The 20094-nt window shown below is 58.4% G+C and carries 22 protein-coding genes and 1 other RNA gene; 6 read left to right on the top strand and 17 right to left on the bottom strand.

Annotated elements, in window-relative coordinates; genetic code table 11:
* Nucleotides 1-7 precede the first annotated feature (7 nt).
* The 4 genes from ACFOOP_RS08660 to rnpB form a co-directional block, all read right to left on the bottom strand.
* Nucleotides 8-1216 carry a beta-ketoacyl-[acyl-carrier-protein] synthase family protein gene (locus ACFOOP_RS08660; RefSeq protein ID WP_379880512.1) on the bottom strand — a complete coding sequence of 403 codons (1209 nt, stop codon included), beginning with the start codon at nt 1214-1216 and terminating at the stop codon, nt 8-10.
* A 9-nt stretch (nt 1217-1225) separates the two neighbouring features.
* A complete protein-coding gene (locus tag ACFOOP_RS08655; RefSeq protein WP_379880511.1) occupies nt 1226-1474 on the bottom strand; it encodes an acyl carrier protein in 249 nt (82 codons plus the stop codon).
* A gap of 75 nt (nt 1475-1549) precedes the next feature.
* Nucleotides 1550-2035 (bottom strand): YajQ family cyclic di-GMP-binding protein, encoded by a 486-nt coding sequence (locus tag ACFOOP_RS08650; protein WP_379880510.1) that lies wholly within the window; start codon nt 2033-2035, stop codon nt 1550-1552.
* 70 nt (nt 2036-2105) lie between these two features.
* Nucleotides 2106-2493: RNase P RNA component class A (rnpB, locus tag ACFOOP_RS08645), an RNA gene on the bottom strand.
* Nucleotides 2494-2549: 56 nt separating this feature from the next.
* Here rnpB and ACFOOP_RS08640 point away from each other — a divergent pair.
* From ACFOOP_RS08640 to ACFOOP_RS08630, 3 genes are all read left to right on the top strand, one after another.
* The gene (locus ACFOOP_RS08640; RefSeq protein ID WP_379880509.1) at nt 2550-2993 is read left to right on the top strand and encodes a hypothetical protein; all 444 of its coding nucleotides are present in this window, start codon (nt 2550-2552) and stop codon (nt 2991-2993) included.
* 62 nt (nt 2994-3055) lie between these two features.
* Nucleotides 3056-3415, top strand: coding sequence for a DUF1304 domain-containing protein (locus ACFOOP_RS08635; protein WP_379880508.1), 360 nt, complete (start codon nt 3056-3058; stop codon nt 3413-3415).
* A 117-nt stretch (nt 3416-3532) separates the two neighbouring features.
* Nucleotides 3533-3814 (top strand): hypothetical protein, encoded by a 282-nt coding sequence (locus tag ACFOOP_RS08630; protein WP_379880507.1) that lies wholly within the window; start codon nt 3533-3535, stop codon nt 3812-3814.
* Nucleotides 3815-3816: 2 nt separating this feature from the next.
* Here ACFOOP_RS08630 and ACFOOP_RS08625 read toward each other — a convergent pair whose 3' ends face one another.
* The 6 genes from ACFOOP_RS08625 to ACFOOP_RS08600 all read right to left on the bottom strand — a co-directional run bounded on the left by ACFOOP_RS08625 (nt 3817) and on the right by ACFOOP_RS08600 (nt 9594).
* The gene (locus ACFOOP_RS08625; RefSeq protein WP_379880506.1) at nt 3817-5499 is read right to left on the bottom strand and encodes a serine hydrolase domain-containing protein; all 1683 of its coding nucleotides are present in this window, start codon (nt 5497-5499) and stop codon (nt 3817-3819) included.
* Between the two features lie 26 nt (nt 5500-5525).
* The gene (locus ACFOOP_RS08620; protein WP_379880505.1) at nt 5526-6212 is read right to left on the bottom strand and encodes an N-acetylmuramoyl-L-alanine amidase; all 687 of its coding nucleotides are present in this window, start codon (nt 6210-6212) and stop codon (nt 5526-5528) included.
* Nucleotides 6209-7117 carry a DMT family transporter gene (locus ACFOOP_RS08615; protein ID WP_379880504.1) on the bottom strand — a complete coding sequence of 303 codons (909 nt, stop codon included), beginning with the start codon at nt 7115-7117 and terminating at the stop codon, nt 6209-6211. The genes ACFOOP_RS08620 and ACFOOP_RS08615 overlap by 4 nt, the downstream gene beginning before the upstream one ends.
* Before the next feature lie 115 nt (nt 7118-7232).
* Nucleotides 7233-7466: a hypothetical protein gene (locus ACFOOP_RS08610; protein WP_379880503.1), complete on the bottom strand. Its 234-nt coding sequence runs from the start codon at nt 7464-7466 to the stop codon at nt 7233-7235.
* Nucleotides 7467-7553: 87 nt separating this feature from the next.
* Nucleotides 7554-8237 carry a TerB family tellurite resistance protein gene (locus tag ACFOOP_RS08605; protein WP_379880502.1) on the bottom strand — a complete coding sequence of 228 codons (684 nt, stop codon included), beginning with the start codon at nt 8235-8237 and terminating at the stop codon, nt 7554-7556.
* A 403-nt stretch (nt 8238-8640) separates the two neighbouring features.
* Entirely contained in the window at nt 8641-9594 is a 954-nt protein-coding gene (locus ACFOOP_RS08600; protein ID WP_379880501.1) for an ArsR/SmtB family transcription factor, read from the bottom strand.
* A gap of 205 nt (nt 9595-9799) precedes the next feature.
* Between ACFOOP_RS08600 and ACFOOP_RS08595 the strand changes: the two genes are divergently transcribed.
* Both ACFOOP_RS08595 and ACFOOP_RS08590 read left to right on the top strand, forming a co-directional pair.
* Entirely contained in the window at nt 9800-10624 is an 825-nt protein-coding gene (locus ACFOOP_RS08595; protein ID WP_379880500.1) for an MlaA family lipoprotein, read from the top strand.
* 21 nt (nt 10625-10645) lie between these two features.
* Nucleotides 10646-11269, top strand: coding sequence for an MlaC/ttg2D family ABC transporter substrate-binding protein (locus ACFOOP_RS08590; protein ID WP_379880498.1), 624 nt, complete (start codon nt 10646-10648; stop codon nt 11267-11269).
* A 74-nt stretch (nt 11270-11343) separates the two neighbouring features.
* Here the strand turns inward: ACFOOP_RS08590 and rpsD are convergent, their stop codons facing one another.
* The 7 genes from rpsD to ACFOOP_RS08555 all read right to left on the bottom strand — a co-directional run bounded on the left by rpsD (nt 11344) and on the right by ACFOOP_RS08555 (nt 18709).
* Entirely contained in the window at nt 11344-11961 is a 618-nt protein-coding gene (gene rpsD / locus ACFOOP_RS08585) for a 30S ribosomal protein S4 (RefSeq protein WP_379880497.1), read from the bottom strand.
* Between the two features lie 226 nt (nt 11962-12187).
* Entirely contained in the window at nt 12188-12748 is a 561-nt protein-coding gene (locus ACFOOP_RS08580; RefSeq protein WP_379880496.1) for a VPLPA-CTERM sorting domain-containing protein, read from the bottom strand.
* 174 nt (nt 12749-12922) lie between these two features.
* Complete coding sequence (locus ACFOOP_RS08575) at nt 12923-14443, bottom strand: flavin-containing monooxygenase (RefSeq protein ID WP_379880495.1); 1521 nt, start codon at nt 14441-14443, stop codon at nt 12923-12925.
* Between the two features lie 105 nt (nt 14444-14548).
* Entirely contained in the window at nt 14549-15298 is a 750-nt protein-coding gene (locus tag ACFOOP_RS08570; protein WP_379880494.1) for a queuosine precursor transporter, read from the bottom strand.
* A 21-nt stretch (nt 15299-15319) separates the two neighbouring features.
* Entirely contained in the window at nt 15320-17029 is a 1710-nt protein-coding gene (locus tag ACFOOP_RS08565; RefSeq protein ID WP_379881540.1) for an N-acyl-D-amino-acid deacylase family protein, read from the bottom strand.
* Between the two features lie 69 nt (nt 17030-17098).
* Nucleotides 17099-17785: a 2OG-Fe(II) oxygenase family protein gene (locus ACFOOP_RS08560; protein ID WP_379880493.1), complete on the bottom strand. Its 687-nt coding sequence runs from the start codon at nt 17783-17785 to the stop codon at nt 17099-17101.
* 90 nt (nt 17786-17875) lie between these two features.
* Nucleotides 17876-18709 carry an RNA methyltransferase gene (locus tag ACFOOP_RS08555; RefSeq protein WP_379880492.1) on the bottom strand — a complete coding sequence of 278 codons (834 nt, stop codon included), beginning with the start codon at nt 18707-18709 and terminating at the stop codon, nt 17876-17878.
* Between the two features lie 152 nt (nt 18710-18861).
* Here ACFOOP_RS08555 and ACFOOP_RS08550 point away from each other — a divergent pair, with 152 nt between their 5' ends.
* Nucleotides 18862-20076, top strand: coding sequence for an NADP-dependent isocitrate dehydrogenase (locus ACFOOP_RS08550; RefSeq protein ID WP_379880491.1), 1215 nt, complete (start codon nt 18862-18864; stop codon nt 20074-20076).
* Nucleotides 20077-20094: the final 18 nt, after the last annotated feature.

Below are 20094 nucleotides of genomic sequence, written 5' to 3'. Positions count from 1 at the left end.
ATCTGGCCTAGACTTTTTCGAACGCTGTGACGGCGTTCAGGCCGCCAAAGGCAAATGAATTGGAGAGTGCGACAGCGATGTCGCGCTCTCTTGCTTCATTTGGGACATAGTCAAGATCGCATTCCGGGTCCGGTTCGTCATAATTGACCGTAGGCGGAACAACGCCTTCACGAAGCGCCAATATCGCCGCGACCGCCTCTATGCCGCCAGCGGCCCCAAGCAGATGACCATGCATGGATTTGGTCGAGGAAACGGCGAGCGCGTCAGCGCCGGCGCCGAAGACGGAGCGGATCGCCTTCGTCTCTGTCGGATCGTTCAGGAGCGTCCCGGTGCCGTGGGCGTTGACGTAAACCTGTGACGCATCGCTGACGGTTAGATCTTTCAACGCGAGCGACATGGCGCCCGCAGCGCCGTTAACATCGGGATTGATCATGTCCTTGCCGTCGGCGTTCATGCCGAACCCTGCCAGGCGGCACAAAATATTCGCGCCTCGTTTTTTCGCATGGCTTTCTTCTTCGAGAATCAACACACCCGCACCCTCGCCAATGACGAGCCCTTTGCGGTTTTTTGAGAACGGGCGGCAGGTCTCATCAGAGAGAATATGCATCGCCTTCCAGGCTTCGAGCGCGCCATAACAAAGGATCGCTTCGCTTGCGCCGGCAAAGGCGACATCGGCCGCGCCCGACTTGATCAGCTCCGCGCTGACCCCGATTGCGTGCGCGCCGGTGGCGCAGGCGCTGGAGACCGCAAAAGAAGGCCCGCGCACACCATAGGTAATCGTCAAATGACTCGCCGCCGCATTGGGAATGACCTTGAGAATGGTCAGCGGATGCGGGCGGCGCTCGCGGCACAGCATCGATATGTAACCTGTATCGAAGGTGGTTTGTCCGCCGATCCCTGTGCCGATGATGCATGCTGTCCGGGCGCCCAGCGCATCGTTAAACTCAAGGCCGGATTGCGTCGCCGCTTCCTCCGCCGCCAGCGCCGCGAGCTGCGAAAACCGGTCGGCGCGCATGAGTTGAGGACTGAGTTCTTTAATGCGGGCTTCGATCCCGTCGATCGGCGCAACCGGAACGGTCAGTGAAAATCGGTCGGCTGTATATTCGCGCTTTTGAATCGCGCAGCGTCCCGCGAAAAGCCCGTTACGAAAATCCGCAACGCTGGCGCCCAACGGCGTTACCGCGCCCATTCCCGTTACAACGACATTGCGAGTCATAAGACGCGTCTATTTCTTGATGAGTTTGTCGAGGGCGTCGATCAAATCGCCGACGGTCGCCATATCTCCGAACGGATTTTCATTGGCGTTAAAAGGCACTTCAACGCCAAGCTTCTCCTCAACCTCATAAATGATTTCCACGACGGAGAAGGAATCGATGCCGAGATCGGCAATCGGCGTTTCACGGCTGGGCTCGCCTGTGAGGCCCACCGCATGGTCCTTGATAATCTCGAGCAGGGTCGGTTCCAGTTCGGCCATCAGTCTCTCCATTCCTCCCAACGGTCTTAGCGGAGACCGCCGGAAATGCCTAGGCCGACAAGCATTTAAGGGCCATCAGTCCCTGAAATTCTGGTATTGCAGCGGCTGTTCGAGCTTCATCGCCTTGACGAAAGCGATCACCTCCTGAAGGTCGTCGCGCTTCTTGCCGGTGACGCGCAGCTCCTCGCCCTGGATCGCGACCTGCACCTTCAGCTTCTCGCCCTTGATCGCCTTGACAATCTTTTTGGCGAGCTCCTTGTCGATGCCTTCCTTGATTTTCACATGCTGGCGCACGGACTGTCCCGCCGCCGGCTCAACTTTCTGATAGTCAAGCGAGCCCGGTTCGATCCCGCGCTTTTGCATATTGCCCTGCAATATTTCGTGCATCTGGCGCAGCTTCATATCGTCATCAGCGAAAATAGTGATCACGCCGTCTTTCATTTCGACGGTCGATTTGGATCCCTTGAAATCGTAGCGCGTAGAGATTTCGCGCGTCACATTCTGGATCGCGTTTTCTGCTTCGGAGAGATCAACTTCGGAAACGATATCAAAAGAAGGCATGGGTTTATCTCTTTTCTGTCTCTTTAAATTTTCGCGGGATTCAGCGACTCCCGCAAGCAACGCAAAAATAAACGCCAGACGGTCTGTAAGCCGGGTTCTGTCCTTCTTGCGAAGGGACGGCCATTCCTCTAGGCGCGCCATTACTGACGCGCTCAAGCAACCAACCCGGACGGCTCGGCGCGGAAACACGCCTGCCCCAAAAGGGGCGCGCCATCCCTATTCGGTCTTGCTCCAGGCGGGGCTTGCCATGCCCGTCCCATTGCTGGGCCGGCGGTGCGCTCTTACCGCACCTTTTCACCCTTACCTCTAAAAAGAGGCGGTTCGTTCTCTGTGGCGCTTTCCCTCAGATCACCCCTTTTCAGGGATAACCCGGCCGGGCGTTACCCGGCGCCTTGTCTCCATGGAGCCCGGACTTTCCTCGCGCGGCAAACGCCGCCCGCAGCCGTCCGACCGTCTGGCGGGGTGTGATGTGGCCGTCTAAGAGAGCAAGGTCAAGCGTGAGGGGAAAACACCAATGGCGCCGCTCTATCATTATGGCTCCGAGGCGGAGATCATCCGCATTGGCGAGGGATTCGCGGCGAGCACGCTCCCCAAGGCGGAATGGACCCATGGCGCCCATTGGGCGGCGGCGTTCTGGCTGATCCTCAAGCGTCCGGACCTCACCCCCGAAGCCGATATGCCTGGCATGATCCGGCGCTACAACGAGGCGGTCGGCACACCAAACACAGATAGCGAAGGCTATCACGAGACGATCACCCAAGCCTCACTGATTGTCGCGCGAGGTTTTATCGCCCGGGAGGGGGAGAACGCGTCCCTGCACGCGCTCTGCAACAGCCTCTTTGCATCGCGCTTCGGGCGCAGCGACTGGCTGTTCCAACATTGGTCGAAAGGCGTGCTATTTTCAGTGAAGGCGCGCAAGGAATGGGTCGCTCCTGATCTCAACCCACTGATCGTTTGAGGGGAAATGGCGATGACCGTCAATTTCGTTTAGGCTTCTCAAAACTAACGGAGAGCGATCACATGAAATTTCTTGCCGCCCTGGCTGTCATTATTGTCGCGCTGTTGCATTTCGGCTTTCTGGCGCTCGAAATGTTTTACTGGGACCACCCGATTGGCCAGAAAATATTCTCCATGACGCCCGAACAATCGTTTGAGACCGCGGCGCTTGCCGCCAATCAGGGACTTTATAACGGCTTTCTCGCCGCCGGATTGTTGTGGAGCGTCATCACCCGCAAAACCGACGTCGTGATTTTCTTTTTATTGTGCGCTGTGGTCGCCGGCATATTTGGCGCCGTCACGGCAAAACCGACTATCCTGTTGATACAGGCGGCGCCAGCGGCCCTCGCCCTCCTGCTCACAGCGCTCGCCGGTCGGCGATAACCAAAAAACATCGTAAATAATTGATTGAGACTTTTGGTCGGACTGCGACGCCGGCGATCAAGTGAAATTAAAATTCCTGTCTTACCTGTCACTTGCCCCTCGCGCAGTGGAAGAGACATGCAGACCCTGATTGAACGACATTTCGCCGCCCTTGCTTTTGTCATCGGCGCCGGCGCCTCGGTGATTGTGCTGAATTCCCCGTGGTTCGCTTTTCTGTCGATCATTCTGGTCTGGACCGCCTTGCGCGCGCCGAAAGACTTCGGCTTCGGTCATCTGATGAATATCCGCTCGGCGGCGACGATTTCCGACGCCGCTTATGAAGGCCTTTGGGCGGCGGTAGCGATTGTCTTTGGCGTGACGGTCTTGTTTGAAGGCGTAACGGCGGCCGTCTGGACGTAGAACTAGCTGAAGCGCCGATACGACACTTCTCCCGATCCGACCACGCGCTCGGCCTTGCCATTGACGATATTGTCAAAGCGCACCCATTCGGCGGATTCCTCATCCCCTTCCGGTCGCCAGTCGCCATTATCGGCACGATCCAGCATGGATCCCCAATTGGCGCTCTTCGCACTCAGCCTGGTCCCGCGCGCATAGACTCGCGTCGGCAGCGCCCACCGGTCATCGCTGTCATAGAGCCCTTCCAGCGCCTGTAATTCTTTCACGACAGGAAGATAGCCTGCTGACGATTCCGCAAGATACTCAACATTTCCCGCCCAGACGCGCACTACCGCATCGTCATCCGTTTCGAACTCAAGCCCGGTGATTTCAAACACCTTGTCCGCGCAGGCAAAATAATTGTCGCCGACAGGCTGCATCTTGGCGGCTCCTCCGTCACGCCTTAACGCAACGCCGCCGTCAGTTGCGATAATTTCAAAACTGTCCCCGCTCTCCGCCGTGTACAGACCAGTGAACTGCTCGGGATTTTCGACGACTGGTCTCGACGGCTTGGCTTCGGGAAAAGATGTTCCTTCCTGCGCCGCGCGCAGAAGTTCACATCCCAGTAGACTGACATCACGCGGCCGGTAAGCATGAGCGTAATGAATGTTGGACGATGCAAAGCAGGCGACGCCCGCCGCCGGGTCCACATGAAGGGATGAAGAAAACGAAACCATCCCGCCCGTATGATGCAGATAGGGGCGATCATTTTCGTTGATATGCGCAATTCCGTTTCCATAACGCGCGTCTTCGGACCAGCCGGGCGCGGCGGCGGGATCGGCCATAAAGCGCGCCGCCGTCTCGTCCGAAAAGACTGCCCCGCCCTTGCCGCCGGCGAGACCGATCAGGAAACGTAGGAAAATCGCCATATCGCCGGCCGTCGCGGCGACACAGCCTGACGCGCCGTCATAATCGACCCACGGCGCCGCCGTGAGCGGACCGGGGCGCATATGAGGCCGGTCGAATAGCGCTGGCTCATAGCCTTGCGCGTAACGGGGCCGATCAATCTTGCGGAGCGCGCCAACGGATTGATCCATACCGAGCGGCCGCAATACCCGCGCCTCCAGCGCCTCAGGGAAAAGGCGACCGTCAATGCGCTCAATGATTTTTCCGGCGATCTTGTAGCCGGTATTGCTGTAGGCCCAGTAGGTTCCCGGCTTACTGCCGGTCCACAAGCCGCCGTCCAGGAACAGGGGCGCGCCATTGGGCAATCCGGAATTATGGTTCAACAGGTGCTGGAGGGTGATGTCCTCTCCGCCGCGCACGATGAGTTCCGGCATCAGTTCCGCCAGCCGCGTATCGGGAGATAGTTTGCCTTCATCGATCAGCGACCAGGCGGCGAGCGAGGCCATCATCTTGGTGATCGAGCCGACCTGAAACAGATGATCCGGCCCCACCGCAATTTTCTTGTCCACATCGGCGAGCCCGGAGGTCGCAAAACCGGTGAAGCCGTTGCTGTCGACCATACAGGCGGTCATGCCGGGAAGGCCCCAATCGGCGCAATGCTGGTCCATGCAGTCCTGGAGCGTTGATAGCGCTTTCGCTTGCGCGCCCGCGCCGCCGGATTTTCGCGTCTTCGCCTGCGCTGACGATACAAGCCCCGCCGCCAGCGTGACGCCGCCCATAAATGCTCTTCGATTCACTTGCATATCGCCCCTCCAAACATCCGTGATGTTCAGGGAAGCATTTTTTGCGTCTCAATCAAAGCGGCCTTGGTGCGCGGATCAAACCCCTGCCCCAAGGACTCCGGGCAAAAGCGCCGCTGAAAGGCCAACAATGCAGCGCCATGATCGCCCTTCGGCGCGTCATACCCAATCTCATACAGCGCGGTCAGAGCGTCTTCATAGGATACGGACAGCCCCGCCTCAGCCGATCCTTCATAGGGCGCAATCGCCAGCCCTTCTTTCGCGAGACGCCCCCACGGAAATTTCTCACCCGGATCTTCCTTGCGGCGCGGCGCCACATCAGAGTGACCCAGAACCCGAGCCGGGCGGATATTATGACGGGTGCGGATGTCTTTCAGCAACTCCATGACCGAAGCGATCTGCACGTCCGGAAAATCCCGATAGCCCCATTCATGGCCGGGATTGACGATCTCAATCCCGATGGAGCGCGCATTGATGTCGCCCTCGCTTTTCCAGCTTGAAACGCCTGCGTGCCAGGCGCGCATGCGTTCGTCAACGAGGTGATAGACGTCGCCGTTTTCTTCCACGAGATAATGAGCGCTGACTCGCGCCTCCGCGCTTTGCAGACGCGCCAGCGCTTCGGCCCCGGTCTGCATGCCGGTGTAATGCAGGATTACCGTGTCGATATTCGCTCCGCGAGCGTCGAAATTCGGCGACGGCGCGTCGATGATATTCATGCCCCTTCTCCCTGCGGCTGCACGAGGGCGTCATTCTTGGCCTGTTTCTTTACATTGCGCAAAAGAACGAGGCCAACGCCGCAAAGCGTCATGAAGCCGCCAACCATCATCCTGACCCCAAACGGGTCGCCCATCAGAAGAACGCCGAAAAAGACAGCGCAGACCGTCGTCAACAAGACGCTTGGCGCGACGACGCTGATGGGCAGGCGCTGCAATAACCAATAATAGGCCGTATGTCCGAACAGCGAGGCGCCAAGCGCAGAATAAAGAATCGCGCCCACAAGGAAAAGCTTGTCGCTGTGCTGCAGGGCGTCAAGCTGTCCGTCCTCGAAAACAAGCGTCATGCCTGAAAGGATGACGGCGCCGACAAGCGAGAACCAGGCAAGCAGCTCATGGGGTTTGAAGGCCGTTGTGCGCTTGACGATGACCGCGCCTACCGCCTCAGAAAAGGCGCCTGCCGCCACCAGACCGACGCCAAGACCCACATGCTCGCCGCCGCCGCCATCGCCGCCAAGCGCGATCACGGCGACGCCCGCGAAAGCGAACGCAATGCCGAGAATGCGGGGCAAGCCGGGACGGTCATTGAGGAACAAGAATGCAAGCATCGTCGAGAACGGCACATTCAATTCAATCGCGATGGCGGCGGCCGAAGCGGTTGCGAATTTCATGCCGGTGAACATAAGCGCATAGTTGAGCGCGCCGATACAGACGCCGCCGATCAGCACGAACCGCATCTCCCCTTTTCGCCAGGTAAGAAAACGCGACAGGATTGCCGCCACAAGCACCATGCGGATCGCCGCATAAAAAATCGGCGGCATTACCCCCACTGCTGTTTTGATGACAACGAAGTGGAAGCCCCAGATAACGCAGATCAAAAGGAGGATGCTGATTTCGCGAACGGACAATGGACTGACCAATGGATGAAAAGGATGAAAGATCCTTCGGCCTTAGGCCGAACCAAGGCGCAACGGCAATCGAAAAAATCTGTCAGGAAGCGAAGAAAAAGACGGCGCCGGCCTGTCAGGCGGAAACCGGCCGCCAGCCGCGCGCGCTTTTCTTGTTGGTCACCAGCCCGGCAAGAGCCGAAGCCGCCAGCACGAAAGGCGCCGCGACAGCAATCGCGATGACCGCGAGAGAGGAAAGAAGGATAACGCCAGTGAAGAACAAAGCCTCACCTGCCCGTTTCACCACCGATTGCCGCGGGGCCTCAACTCGGCCCGCCTCTGCGACTGTATCTGGAATGGTCTTTTCCACCGAACCCCGTCAACGCGACTCTACTTGTGCATCAGATCAAAAAGCGGACCCAAGGTCCAGAGGCTGACGCAACCTTTGCGCCCCGTCTTAGGCATAATCCGTTAATATCTGCTCATATGCATTATTAATCGCCGCCATCCGGCCCTCGGAAATGCGCACCAGATCGGGCGGAACCCCGCGCGCCATCAGGGCGTCGGGGTGATGATCCCTTGAAAGCGCGCGATAGGCGGATTTGACCGCCGCCAGGCTGACGCCCGGCTCAATTCCCAAAATGAGATAGGGATCGTCCGCCCCCAGCCCCAGATGGGCCGCTTTCAGGCGATGATAGGCGGGCTTGGAGACCTTGAAGACCTTCGCCGCCTCCTCCAGGAGCTCAAGCTCTCTTGGATGGGCGACGCCGTCCGCCACGGCCACATGGAAAAGGCAGTCGAGCACATCTTCGAGCACTTCCGGCGCATCTTCGAAAATCTTGGCGACCCGGGTGAGATATTCCCGGAATCCGGCCACATCCTGCTGGGCGAGCTGATAGACCATGCGGACCTTATCGGCCTCGCTCTCGGGAAAATGGAAATAGCTTCGGAACGCATCGATCTCGTCATCGGTGACGACCCCGTCGGCCTTCGCCATTTTTGCAGAGAGCGCAATCAGCGCGATAGAAAAGGCCGCCTCGTTACGGCGCTGCTTCTGCGCCGCGAGCGCGTCCAGCAAGGCCCCAATGGTGCGCCGCTTGGTCTCGGCGATCCCCGCCTCTATTTTTTCCCAGAAAGACATGTGCGGGGCTCTTACAGGCCTGCGGCGGCAAAATCCAGAACCGCGCGCCCGGCTTTGTGGAAAACTAGTTCGCAATTTATTTTTCCATACTCCGCAGGGATTTATCCACCGGCGCGCGCACCCCTTGCGCTTTGGCCTCAAGGCGCACCCTTTGCCACTGGAGATTTGGGGGACACACTATCTCCCGGCGGCGAGGCAAAGGCCGTCCGGGCGCAAGGCTCCACTGAGGGCAAGCGCAAAACGGGAGACGGGCGATGGGGCGTACGTTTCAGGAAGTCGGCGTTTTGGTGAGCGGGCTGTTTTGCGGAGCGGCTTTCACACTGATTGCGCTGGCGATTGCAGGTGTTTTTCAGTAGGTGCAATTTTTCCGTTTACGGATAATTTAATCAGGAAGCCAGCTTTCTCAAGGCGCCAGGCAGCGCCAGATTTTTACGGTCAGCCGCTCCTTGTCCCCCGGCGACGGCGATAACGTCTCCACCTTATCAAGTTTCAAGTTTGAGGCGGCGCACCAATCCGCAACCTCCGCATCGGAGAAGCCAAGCCTGCGGTGTGCATGTTCTTCGCGCAGAAATTCAAGATCATGAGGCGCAAAATCAGAAATGATCAGCCGTCCTCCTTTTTTGAGAACGCGCGCAGCTTCCGCGACGGCCGCCCCCGGCTCGCCGAGATAATGCAACACCTGATGCAAACAGGCGACGTCGGCGCATTGATCTTCCAGCGGCAGGGAAAAAAGATCGCCATGGCGCACTTGCGCATGGGTAATCCCCGCCCGGTCGAGATTGGCGCGCGCCAGCGCCAGCATTTCATGGGAAAGGTCATAACCCACGGCGTTTTCATAACGTCCCGCGAAAATCTCCAGCATTCGTCCGGCGCCCGTGCCCAGATCCACAAAAAGCTGCATCGGCCCATCGGCCTGCGCCAGAATGCGCGCCTCGATGTCCTGCTCCGGCAGATGCAGCTCGCGAAGACGGCTCCATTCGCCGGCATTCGCTTCGAAATAGGCGGCGGCCTGCGCTGCACGCGCATGACGCGTCTGTTCGAAACGTTCAGCGTCCCGGGCGAGCAGGCGGTCCCCGGACGCCCCGATCGCCCGGGCCGCCTCAATCACAGCTTCACAGGAAGGATCGCCGCCCGCGAGCGCCGTCCGGTAGAACATCCACGCCCCTTCCCGATGACGTTCTGCGAGCCCGGCGTCGGCGAGAATTTTCAAATGACGGCTCACCCGCGGCTGGCTCTGGCCGAGGATCGTTGTGATCTCGCTCACCGTCAGTTCCCCGCGAATCAGGAGCACCATGATGCGGAGCCGAGTTTCTTCCCCGATGGCCCGAAAAATATTGAGTGCGGCGTCGAGCGCCATAGGTTCTTCCCCGATAATTGCCGCCAAGGCTTTGATACATAAAGATATCTTTATGAGAGAGCAATCTCGGGCCAAATCCCACGCAAACGTGCAGGTTTGTTCATTGTTACGTCGCCCCGAAGCCTTATATGCTAGGCCAAATGGAGCCAAAATGGCCCGTAAGTGTTACCGGACCGCCAGAGGGGGCCCTGAGGGGGCGTTGTTTATGAAACTACATGTTGCAACTTGGGCCGCCCCTTGCGCCGCTTTCTGGCTGGCGCTCGCAGGGACGACGGCTTCCGCGCAGCTTTCCGGCGCCGGCGACGATCCGGACGCTCTCGCTAAAGAGCTTGAAGCCGCTGACACACAGGCCGACGGCTCCGTCAGCGATCCCTGGGAAGGCTTCAACCGCAAGATGTTCGCCTTCAATGACGGCCTTGACCGCAAACTCATGACGCCCACCGCAAAAGCCTATCGCGCCGTCACTCACAAGAAGCAGCGCAAGGGCTTTCGAAACTTTCTCGCCAATCTCAGAACGCCAGTGATTTTTGTGAATGACATTCTGCAAGGAGAACCCGGACGCGCCGGCGAAACCTTGGGCCGGTTCTTCATCAACTCGACCATCGGCTTCGGCGGCATGGGCGATCCGGCCGAACGTATGGGCATTGCTCAGCACTCGGAGGATTTCGGCCAGACCCTCGCCGTGTGGGGCGTCGATTCCGGCCCTTATATGGTGCTGCCGTTTCTAGGGCCGAGCACCATGCGCGACGGTTTCGGCGCGGGCGTCGATTTGACTCTGGACCCTGGGTTCTGGATATCAACTGACACGGCCAGATATCTTCAATGGTCGAAGGCCGGCGCCGGCGTCATTACATCGCGCGAGCCGCTGATCGAACCGCTCGACGGCATCCGCGCGGACTCACTCGACTTTTACGCCTCGATCCGCAGTTTCTATCTGCAATCGCGCAAGCGTGAGATCAACAATGGCCGCACGACCTATGAAGACTTGCCGGATATCGGCGACTTTGAAGAATTCGATGAACTCGAATAGTTCCCTTCGGGAGAGTATCTCATGACAGCACTGACCCGCCGTTCTTTCACCGCCTGCGTCGCCGCATGCTTTATGGCCATCGGCTTCACGCAGCCCGCAGCCGCAGACCAGGCCGCGGAAACCTATGTTCAGAACCTTCTCGATGAAGCCGCGCCGAGACTGACCAGCGGCGATCAGGAAGCCATGCTCGCCGCCGTGGATGAACTGGTCGATAAATATGTGGACATGCGCCGGGTCGGGCGTTTCGTTCTCGGCCGCGCCGCGCGACAGATGACGGACGAGCAGGCGGCGGAATATTTCCCGCTCTTCAAGGACTATGCGAAGATGGTCTATCGCAACACGATGGAAAATTACGCCGGCCAGCGCCTGACTGTCACCGGCTCCGTCGACCGCGCAGCCTATGACATCATCGTCAATTCCAAGATCGCCAACCCGGAGCCCGGCGACCAGTTCGCTGACTCTGTCATTCACTGGCGCATCTATCGCGACAAGGAAGGCAATATGTCGATCTTCGACGCCGGCGCAAACGAGATCTGGCTGGCGATTGAACAGCAGGAGCAGTTCACGTCGATCATCGCCAATAATGGCGGCGGCGTGAAAGGCATCGACGCCCTGATCGAAGACATGAAGGCGCGCCTGAACTGATAAAGCCTTGCATCATCTGATAATAAAAAAGGCCGCCCCAAGGGGCGGCCTTTTTTGTATCCAAATGGCGTCGCTTAGGACGAATAATATTCGACCACCAGATTCGGCTCCATCGTGCACTGATAAGGCACTTCAGCGAATTCCGGCACGCGCAGATAGGTCGCCGTCATCTTCTTGGGGTCGACTTCAAGATAATCCGGTATGTCGCGCTCTGCGCTTTGCAGGGCTTCCAGCACCAGCGCCATGTTGCGGGATTTTTCCTTGACCTCGACAACGTCGCCGACTTTGAGGCGCATGGACGGGATGTTGGTGCGAACGCCGTTCACTTTTACATGGCCGTGATTGATGAACTGACGGGCCGCAAATACGGTCGGTACGAATTTCGAACGATAGACCACAGCGTCGAGGCGGCTTTCCAGAAGTCCGATCAACAGCTCGGCGGTGTTGCCGCGCTGGCGAACCGCTTCGTTGTAGGTCCGCTCGAAATGCTTTTCGGAGATGTTGCCGTAATAGCCTTTGAGCTTCTGCTTCGCCATGAGCTGAAGGCCGAAGTCCGACAGCTTGCCCTTGCGGCGCTGGCCATGCATGCCCGGGCCGTAGTCGCGTTTATTGATGGGAGATTTTGGCCGGCCCCAGACGTTTTCGCCGACCCGGCGGTCAAGCTTGTGCTTGGCGCTAATGCGCTTTGACATCGTATCCTCAATTCCCGGCGCGGCCCGGCGCGCGGGGCCCATCCCCGGCGCAATCAAAACGGCGGTCCACGCGCCACCCGTTAGAAGCGGCGGGAAGTACCCAAGCGGGACGTGACTGTCAACGGCGGCGCTGCCGAAATGCGGCCTTTTTCCTGATTCCACGCCCAAAAAGCGAAAGGCCCGCCGGTTGGCGGGCCTTAAGCAAAATCAGTTAACGCCCGTGCGCTTAGGCGTTTTTGCGGCGGCCAGCGAAGCCAAGCCCGCCAAGACCGGCGATCATCAGCCAGGCGGCGGCCGGAAGCGGCACGTCAGAAACCTGACCGAACTCGGTAAAGTGGCTGAGACCAGAACCTGCTCCAGCAAATGACGTAAAATCGATGTTGAGCGATCCGCCGGAAGTGTTTTTGATGAAGACCGCAACATTGCCGATCTTCAAAACAACATACTCGGCTAAGGTCGAAAACATCATGCTGCCGCTATTGCCGGCGATCTGGGTCCCATCCGTACCGGCAAACAATCCCGCAGAACCTGAAATGAGAATGCTGAGGCGTTCAGCTTCAGACGCTTCATTCGACGGCGTACCGTCGTAATAGTCTGCAAAAGTGCTGGAAAGCGTGCCCGCGCCTGTCGGCTGAGCGCCATTGCCGCCTGCGCCTGTAAACGCCTCGCAACTCGTCGTGCATTCAATTGTGCCAAGGCCGTCATCGATCGTGATGACATTGGCGCTTGCCGCCGAGAAACCAACCGTGGCGACTGCGGCCAAAACTGTTACAAACTTTTTGATCACGAGGATCCCCCTTACTAAACGCTACACACGCGTGCATTGCAAAAAGCATGGCCAAGAGGTTTATGCAATATATGCACCTAACGCCTACGCTAAAATTTTATCGTTAATTCGCGGCCTGAAAGAAAGCGCTCTCCGGACACAACCCAGAGACGAAATTTTTCACGATGCCGGAAATCAGCTCGCCGCCAATTGGGGCGCCTGTTCGATCTCATATTCAGTGAAATCCGGCCTCGCCATCTCGCGAATATAGGTGCGGACATTGTGAGGGTAGAGCGTAAAATTCCGCCCGTTCTCGTCCACATACCAGGCGCCGCAGTTTGCAGCCCAGACACGGTCCTGAAGGTCGTGCTGAATGCGCTCGTCATAGGCTTTCGCCGCTTCCGGGCGTGGCGCGATACGCCCCGCCTCCCCCGCCCGGCGGATGAGATCGATGACGTAGTTCACCTGCGCCTCAATCATCAGGATGACGGAGTTATGGCCGAGGCCTGAGTTTGGCCCAAGCAGCATAAAGAAATTGGGAAAACCGGGAGCCATGATCGTGCGGTGCGCCGCGATCCCGCCTTTCCATGTTTCCCTGAGGCTTTGACCGGTAGGACCGATGACATCAATCGATTCAAGAATGTCGAAAGGTTTGAAGCCCGTCGCAAGAACAAGGATGTCGGCAGGATGTTCGCGGCCGTCGCTGGTTTTGACGCCGGTCTCCGTCACCGCCTCGATCGCTTCCGTCAGCAAGTCCACATTCTCTTTTTGGATCGCGGGCAGATAATCGTCCGAGATCAAAATGCGCTTGCAGCCTACGGGATAAGACGGCGTCAGTTTCGCGCGCAAGACCGGATCGGAAACTTGCGCTTCCATCTGCTTTTCGAAAATCTTCCGGACTGTCGCCTTGACGCGGTTTTCATCTTTCTTGAAAGCGGCAAACCGCCATTCCGCCAGCGTAAAATAAAATCCGCGATAAGCGCGTGCGAGAAACGGCGCTTTTGCAAACAACCCCTTCAGCCATTTCGGATAATAGTAGCTCTGGCGCGGCATCACCCAATTTGGGGTGCGCTGATAAACATCAAGATGGGAGACCTTGTCGACGATCGCCGGAATAACCTGCACTGCGCTCGCCGCCGACCCAACAATGGCGACACGTTTTCCCGTGAGATCGATGTCGTCGCGCCATTGCGCCGTATGAAAGACCGGCCCCTTAAAATCACGAAGCCCGGCAATATCCGGAATATTTGGTTCATGAAGGCCGCCAAGGCCGCTCACCACATAGTCGGCTTTCACCGAAGCGCCGTCAGCGAAGTCAATTGTCCATTCTCCGCCGTCATGACGGATCGCGGTCACGGTCTTGTTGAACTTGATGGAGGGATGGAGCCCATATTTCTGGGCGCAGTGTTTCATGTAGTCCCAGATTTCGGCGCCCGGTGAATAACGCCGCGACCAGTTCGGGTTCGGTTCGAACGAAAAGGAATAAAGATGCGAAGGCACATCGCAGGCGACGCCGGGATAGCGGTTCTCGCGCCAGGTCCCGCCGACATCTCCGGCCTTTTCGTAGATTGTAAAGTTCTCGAAGCCTTCCTGCTTCAATCGGATCGCCATGCCCATCCCGGAAAAACCGGCGCCGAGAATGGCGATGCGCGGTCCTTTTCCTTTGCGGGAAAGTGAGCCCGGTTCTGGAAGGTGGGTTCTGTGATCGTCCGCCATGGCGCCCCTGGTTTTTCTGGGTTTTTGATAAGGCGTTACACTGACCAGTTTACCCTACAATCGGACAACTCTTCAAGCGTGGCGCGCAGCCATCTCCGGCAAAGGTCAGGACCGCAGAGAAAAGGGGGTGAAATTCGTGTCGGCGTCATAAACATCGACGCCCTCCGCCCGCTTCAGCGCCGCCACCACGCGGTAGGTCACGGGCGTCAGCACGGCCTCCCACAGGACTTTGAGAAGATAATTGGTGGCGAGCACGGTCAGCACCTGACTCGTGGACCATACCCCGAGAAACGCGATGGGATAAAACAGGACACTGTCGACGCCCTGCCCCACCACGGTCGATCCGATCGTTCTTTGCCAGAGATGCTTGCCGCCCGAGGCGACTTTCATCCGCGCCATGACGAAGGCGTTGGCGAGTTCACCGGCCCAGAAGGCGATGATGGACGCAAAAACAATGCGCGGGGTGAGACCAAAGACAGCCTCATAAGCCGCCTGTCCTTCCCATCCCGGTGCCGGTGGCATGGAGACGACGACCCATGACATGAAAGCCATGAACAGGACCGCGCCAAAGCCCGCCCAAACAACGCGGCGCGCCCGGGCGTAGCCGTATACTTCGGTCATGACATCGCCGAGCACATAGGAAAGCGGGAAAAACAATATCCCCGCGCCGAACATGCCCACATTCCAGCTTCCGATTTTGAATTCGAAAAGCTGCACCAGTTTCGCAGCGCCGATCAGGTTCGAGCAGATCAGGATGGCGACAAACGCCGCCATGGCGAAGTCGTAATATTTGAAGCGGTGATTATGCAGCGCGTCCGCATGGTCAATGCGCTCAAGTGTTTGTTGTTGCGCCATACGCCCGCCCCTTCGCCGCGCCTATTGGTTCCAGCCGTCCCAGCCGGGCCCGCGCACAACGCGTCCGGCTTTCGCGCCCGTATGCTCGCCGTCTTTCAGCGTCTGCACGCCATTTACAAACACCTGCTCAACGCCGACGGCAAGCTGATGCGGTTCCGCGAATGTCGCTTTGTCCTGAATGGTTTGCGGATCGAAAACTACGATGTCGGCATAGTAACCCGGCGCCAAAAGGCCCCGGTCCTTGATTTTGAGATTGCCGGCGGGCTGTGACGTCAGCTTGCGGACGGCTTCTTCGATCGTCAGCACACCCTCGTCGCGGACATATTTGGCGAAGACCCGCGCGAAATTGCCGTAAGCGCGAGGATGGGTGCTTTGCTCAAGAAAGACGCCTTCCGGCGCCATGGAGCCGCCGTCGGATCCGAAGCTGACCCAGGGAAGCGCAATCTTCTTTCTGATGTTGTCTTCCGACATGGAGAAATAAACGACCTGCACGCGGCTTCCATCTTCGACCACAAGATCCATGGCCGTTTCCTCGTAAGGGGCGCCGCGCTCCTCGGCGACTTCCGCCAGCGTCTTGCCGATATATTTGCGAAGCTCCGGATTGCGGAATCCGACCAGCAACACGCCTTCGGGTCCGCCGGCATTGGTGATGCCGCTGACAAACTTGTCGGAAGGCTCGCGGATTTCTTTTCCGACGCGCGCGCGGATTGCAGGATCGCGCAAGCGCTCCGCCCATTTTTCGTAACCGCCTTCCTGCACCCAGAGCGGCATCGCCGCGTCGAGCCCCGTTGAACTTGCCGGATAGGCGTACATGTCCGCCGTAATCTTCAAGCCTTCGCCCTGAGCGGCCTCCACCTTGGCGATGACGTCATCAAGCTTGCCCCAATTGGCGCGCCCGCTCGCCTTCAGATGATAGATTTCCGCCGGAGCGCCGGTGGCGCGAGAAATTCCGATCAACTCGTCTATAGCTTCGAGCAGCTCTTCGTCTTCCGACCGGATATGGGAAATATACATGCCGTCCGATTCGGCGGCGGCGGCGACAAGCGCCGTCAGCTCTTCGGTGCTGGCGAAATTCGCCGGGGCGTAAATCAGCGATGAACCAACGCCCATTGCGCCTTCGCGCATCGCCTCGCGCACCATGGCCTGCATTTCTTCAAGCTCTTCCGGCGTCGCGGCGCGATTTTCATAACCGATCACCGAAGCGCGCAGGGTTGTCGCGCCAACAAAGGACGCCACATTGGGAGAGACGCCGCTTTCCTCCAGGAACTCAAGATATTCGCCCAGAGTCGTCCATTCGATGTCGTAAAATATATCCGTCTGGCGCGCTTTCGCCTGGCGCTTGATCTCATCCGACCACGGACCATAGGAAACGCCCTCGCCGAAAACTTCGAGCGTCACCCCTTGTGAGATGTCGCCGAGACTGCGACCGTCCTCGATAAGGTCTTCAACGGCCCAGCTCAACATGTTGATGAATCCGGGTGCAACAGCGAGCCCGTCAGCGTCAACAACCAGATCCGCCTTTGCATCTGTCAAAGACCCGATCGCGGCAATGCGGTCTCCTTTGACCGCCACATCTGCGATTTCACCGGGTGCGCCGGACCCGTCATAAACAGTCCCGCCGCGAATAATGACGTCATATTGGTCGGGAACGAACTGACCATCTTCCACAACCGCGCCGCCATTGCAGGCGGTCAGGAAAAGCGCCAATCCGGCGCCAATTTTTTTCAACATCATCCCCGCTCCTCTGTTCAAAGCAAGTTTCAGCTGTTTGTGATCCCCGCGCAAGCTGGGCGGTTTTATTTAGCCAGCCAGATTGACCCGCATCGAGGCGCTTTCGCTCGGCAGCGCAGCAAGGTTCATAGCGACAGAAATCCGGTCTCGCTCCCCAGCATGTGGCCGCACCCCATGCATGAGCCAGGACGGAAAGATCACGAGCCGCCCCGGCTCCGGGGTCAGACTAACTTTCGTGCTCTGATGCGCGCCATTGTCATCAGCAAAAACAAGATCGGCTCCATACATTCGGTTCATAGGAAACCGCGGATCGAGCAGAACCAACGGACCCCCTTCTAGATCGCCGCCATCATCGACATAGTAGACGCCTGACCACAGGCAAGAAGGATGAGCGTGATACTGGTTAGACGCGCCAGCGGGCGAGACATTCGCCCACATATCCATAGCCATACGATATCGCGACCTGCCCGATTTGGCGCCAAGGTCTTTCGTGTGCCGACCGCAAAGCTGCATCATGGCCTTGGCAAGCGTCTGGGCCGCAGGGCCGCCCCATTTCAACATCTTGCTGTCAGAGTGCCAGCCGAGGACGTTTGAGCGGGTGAGCCCTTCAGAAACTTCCTTTCGAGCAAGGATTGTTTCCTTTAAGGCTGCGTTTAGCGCAGGAGCGTCCTTCAGTTCGGCAACAATAATATTGGTCGGGAAGATGTCCCGAACCTCGTGATGCACGATGAGCTCTTGTTTTGTATGTTCTTCCATTCTGCTTGACCATCGGAACTGTCTGTATCGGATTAATTTTTGCTGGCGCAGGCGCTTCTGTCCAGCGCGGACCCGCCATGAAAATTCAGGTCACCGCCGACTGTCATCGCCGCCGCGGCGACCGCCCACCAGCGCCTTGATGACGCCGCGCAAGGTCCGCACCTCCGCTTCGGTCAGCCCAGCCCTCAACAGCGCCGCTTTTATATTGCGGGTAAACGCAATCCGCTTTTCCGGAACGAGGAAGTAGCCGGCGGCGTCAAGTTCAGTGACCAGATGATCGAACAACCGCTCGAAATTTTCCCTGATCGCCGGTTCATGCTCGTAGAGCTCTGACGCCAGCGCCGTTTGCCCCTGGGCCCGCGCCCATTCATAGGCGACAATCATCGCCGCCTGTCCTAAATTGAGCGAGGCGAAAGCCGGATTGACCGGAATCGACACGATAGCGTCGGCGCGCATCACATCGTCATTGGCAAGACCGGAGCGTTCGCCGCCAAACATCACAGCGCAGCGCTCACCGCGTTCAACCCGCCGCCGAAGCTCCTGAGCAGCCTCGGTCGGGTCTAACACCGGCAGCAGGACTTCCCGCGGTCGCGCCGTGGTCGCGAGCACATAATGGCAGTCGGCCAGGGCCTGCCGCGTGGTCTCGAACACCTCCGCGCGGTCAATGACGATGGAGGCGCCTGCGGCCATGGCCCCGGCCTTTTCATTGGGCCAGCCATCTCTCGGATTGACCAGCCTCAGGCCCGAAAGCCCGAAATTGAGCATGGCCCGGGCCGCGGCGCCGATATTTTCGCCCATTTGCGGCTCAACCAGGACGAAAATAGGCGCGGCTTTCAGGTCGCCGCGTCCATCCCGCCGGGCGATTCGCTCAATCGTGGGAGCCCGCCCCGGCGCAGACTGCGCATCGTCCGGTTTCTTCTTCATATGCTCGATATCTCTTCAGCGGCCATTAGGTTCCGGGCTGCCTCTTTTCATCGGCCCCTGCACGATGCTAAGAGCCCCGCAACACCCATCACAGATTAGTCTCCAGCGGGCATGCCGTCCAAGCACGCCCAAGCAGTCCGGTAGGAAATTCCATGCAAAAAATCAAAGTCGATAATCCAGTCGTTGAAATGGACGGGGACGAGATGACCCGGATCATCTGGCAGATGATCAAGGACAAGCTCATCCACCCCTATCTTGATGTCGACCTGAAATATTTCGACCTTGGTATGGAAAGCCGCGACGCGACCGACGACCAGATCACCGTGGATGCGGCGGAAGCCACGAAAAAATACGGGGTGGCGGTCAAATGCGCGACCATCACGCCTGACGAAGCGCGCGTTGAGGAATTCGGCCTCAAGAAAATGTGGCGCTCGCCCAACGGCACGATCCGCAACATTCTCGGCGGCGTCGTCTTTCGCGAGCCGATTATCATGCGCAACGTGCCGCGCCTCGTTCCGGGCTGGACCCAGCCGGTAATCATCGGCCGCCACGCTTTCGGCGACCAGTACCGGGCGTCCGACATGCTGTTCCCCGGCAAGGGCAAGCTGACCATGAAATGGGAAGGCGAGAACGGCGAAGTTCAGGAACAGGAAGTTTTCGACGCGCCTTCAGCCGGCATCTATATGGGCATGTACAATCTCGATGATTCGATCACGGATTTTGCACGCGCGTGCTTCAACTACGCCCTTCAGCGCAAATATCCGCTGTATCTGTCGACCAAGAACACCATTCTCAAAAAATATGACGGCCGTTTCAAAGACATTTTCGCCGACATGTATGAGGCCGAGTTCAAAGAGAAATTCGCCGAGCACGGCCTTACCTATGAGCACCGCCTGATCGACGACATGGTGGCGGCCTGCCTGAAATGGTCCGGCGGTTATGTCTGGGCGTGCAAGAACTATGATGGCGATGTGCAATCCGACACAGTGGCCCAAGGATATGGCTCGCTCGGCCTGATGACCTCCGTGCTGATGACGCCAGACGGGAAAACCGTGGAAGCCGAAGCGGCTCACGGCACAGTCACCCGCCACTTCCGCGCCCATGAACGCGGCGAGGAAACCTCGACCAACTCCATCGCCTCGATCTACGCCTGGACGCGCGGCCTCGCCCATCGCGGCAAGCTCGACAACAATGAAGCGCTCATCAACTTCGCCAAGACCCTTGAACAGACCGTGATCAAGACCGTTGAATCCGGCTATATGACCAAGGATCTCGCCCTCCTCATCGGCGCCGAGCAGAAATGGCTGACAACCTCCGGATTCCTTGAAAAAGTTGATGAAAACTTCCGCAAGGCGATGGGGGCTTAAGGTCCGGGAGTCCCATTG

Origin of the sequence: Hyphococcus aureus (genome assembly GCF_042643165.1) — a bacterium.
Classification (GTDB): Bacteria; Pseudomonadota; Alphaproteobacteria; order Caulobacterales; family Parvularculaceae; genus Hyphococcus; species Hyphococcus aureus.
This window is presented reverse-complemented; position numbering and strand designations above follow the sequence as displayed.

Coding starts and splice junctions, on each gene's coding strand:
- ACFOOP_RS08570 (WP_379880494.1), bottom strand. CDS start 15,298: ATGGCGCAACAACAAACACTTGAGCGCATTGACCATGCGGACGCGCTG.
- ACFOOP_RS08625 (WP_379880506.1), bottom strand. CDS start 5,499: ATGCAAGTGAATCGAAGAGCATTTATGGGCGGCGTCACGCTGGCGGCG.
- ACFOOP_RS08655 (WP_379880511.1), bottom strand. CDS start 1,474: ATGGCCGAACTGGAACCGACCCTGCTCGAGATTATCAAGGACCATGCG.
- ACFOOP_RS08635 (WP_379880508.1), top strand. CDS start 3,056: ATGAAATTTCTTGCCGCCCTGGCTGTCATTATTGTCGCGCTGTTGCAT.
- ACFOOP_RS08630 (WP_379880507.1), top strand. CDS start 3,533: ATGCAGACCCTGATTGAACGACATTTCGCCGCCCTTGCTTTTGTCATC.
- ACFOOP_RS08565 (WP_379881540.1), bottom strand. CDS start 17,029: ATGTTGAAAAAAATTGGCGCCGGATTGGCGCTTTTCCTGACCGCCTGC.
- ACFOOP_RS08560 (WP_379880493.1), bottom strand. CDS start 17,785: ATGGAAGAACATACAAAACAAGAGCTCATCGTGCATCACGAGGTTCGG.
- ACFOOP_RS08605 (WP_379880502.1), bottom strand. CDS start 8,237: ATGTCTTTCTGGGAAAAAATAGAGGCGGGGATCGCCGAGACCAAGCGG.
- ACFOOP_RS08555 (WP_379880492.1), bottom strand. CDS start 18,709: ATGAAGAAGAAACCGGACGATGCGCAGTCTGCGCCGGGGCGGGCTCCC.
- ACFOOP_RS08595 (WP_379880500.1), top strand. CDS start 9,800: ATGAAACTACATGTTGCAACTTGGGCCGCCCCTTGCGCCGCTTTCTGG.
- ACFOOP_RS08575 (WP_379880495.1), bottom strand. CDS start 14,443: ATGGCGGACGATCACAGAACCCACCTTCCAGAACCGGGCTCACTTTCC.
- ACFOOP_RS08550 (WP_379880491.1), top strand. CDS start 18,862: ATGCAAAAAATCAAAGTCGATAATCCAGTCGTTGAAATGGACGGGGAC.
- rpsD (WP_379880497.1), bottom strand. CDS start 11,961: ATGTCAAAGCGCATTAGCGCCAAGCACAAGCTTGACCGCCGGGTCGGC.
- ACFOOP_RS08620 (WP_379880505.1), bottom strand. CDS start 6,212: ATGAATATCATCGACGCGCCGTCGCCGAATTTCGACGCTCGCGGAGCG.
- ACFOOP_RS08650 (WP_379880510.1), bottom strand. CDS start 2,035: ATGCCTTCTTTTGATATCGTTTCCGAAGTTGATCTCTCCGAAGCAGAA.
- ACFOOP_RS08600 (WP_379880501.1), bottom strand. CDS start 9,594: ATGGCGCTCGACGCCGCACTCAATATTTTTCGGGCCATCGGGGAAGAA.
- ACFOOP_RS08590 (WP_379880498.1), top strand. CDS start 10,646: ATGACAGCACTGACCCGCCGTTCTTTCACCGCCTGCGTCGCCGCATGC.
- ACFOOP_RS08640 (WP_379880509.1), top strand. CDS start 2,550: ATGGCGCCGCTCTATCATTATGGCTCCGAGGCGGAGATCATCCGCATT.
- ACFOOP_RS08660 (WP_379880512.1), bottom strand. CDS start 1,216: ATGACTCGCAATGTCGTTGTAACGGGAATGGGCGCGGTAACGCCGTTG.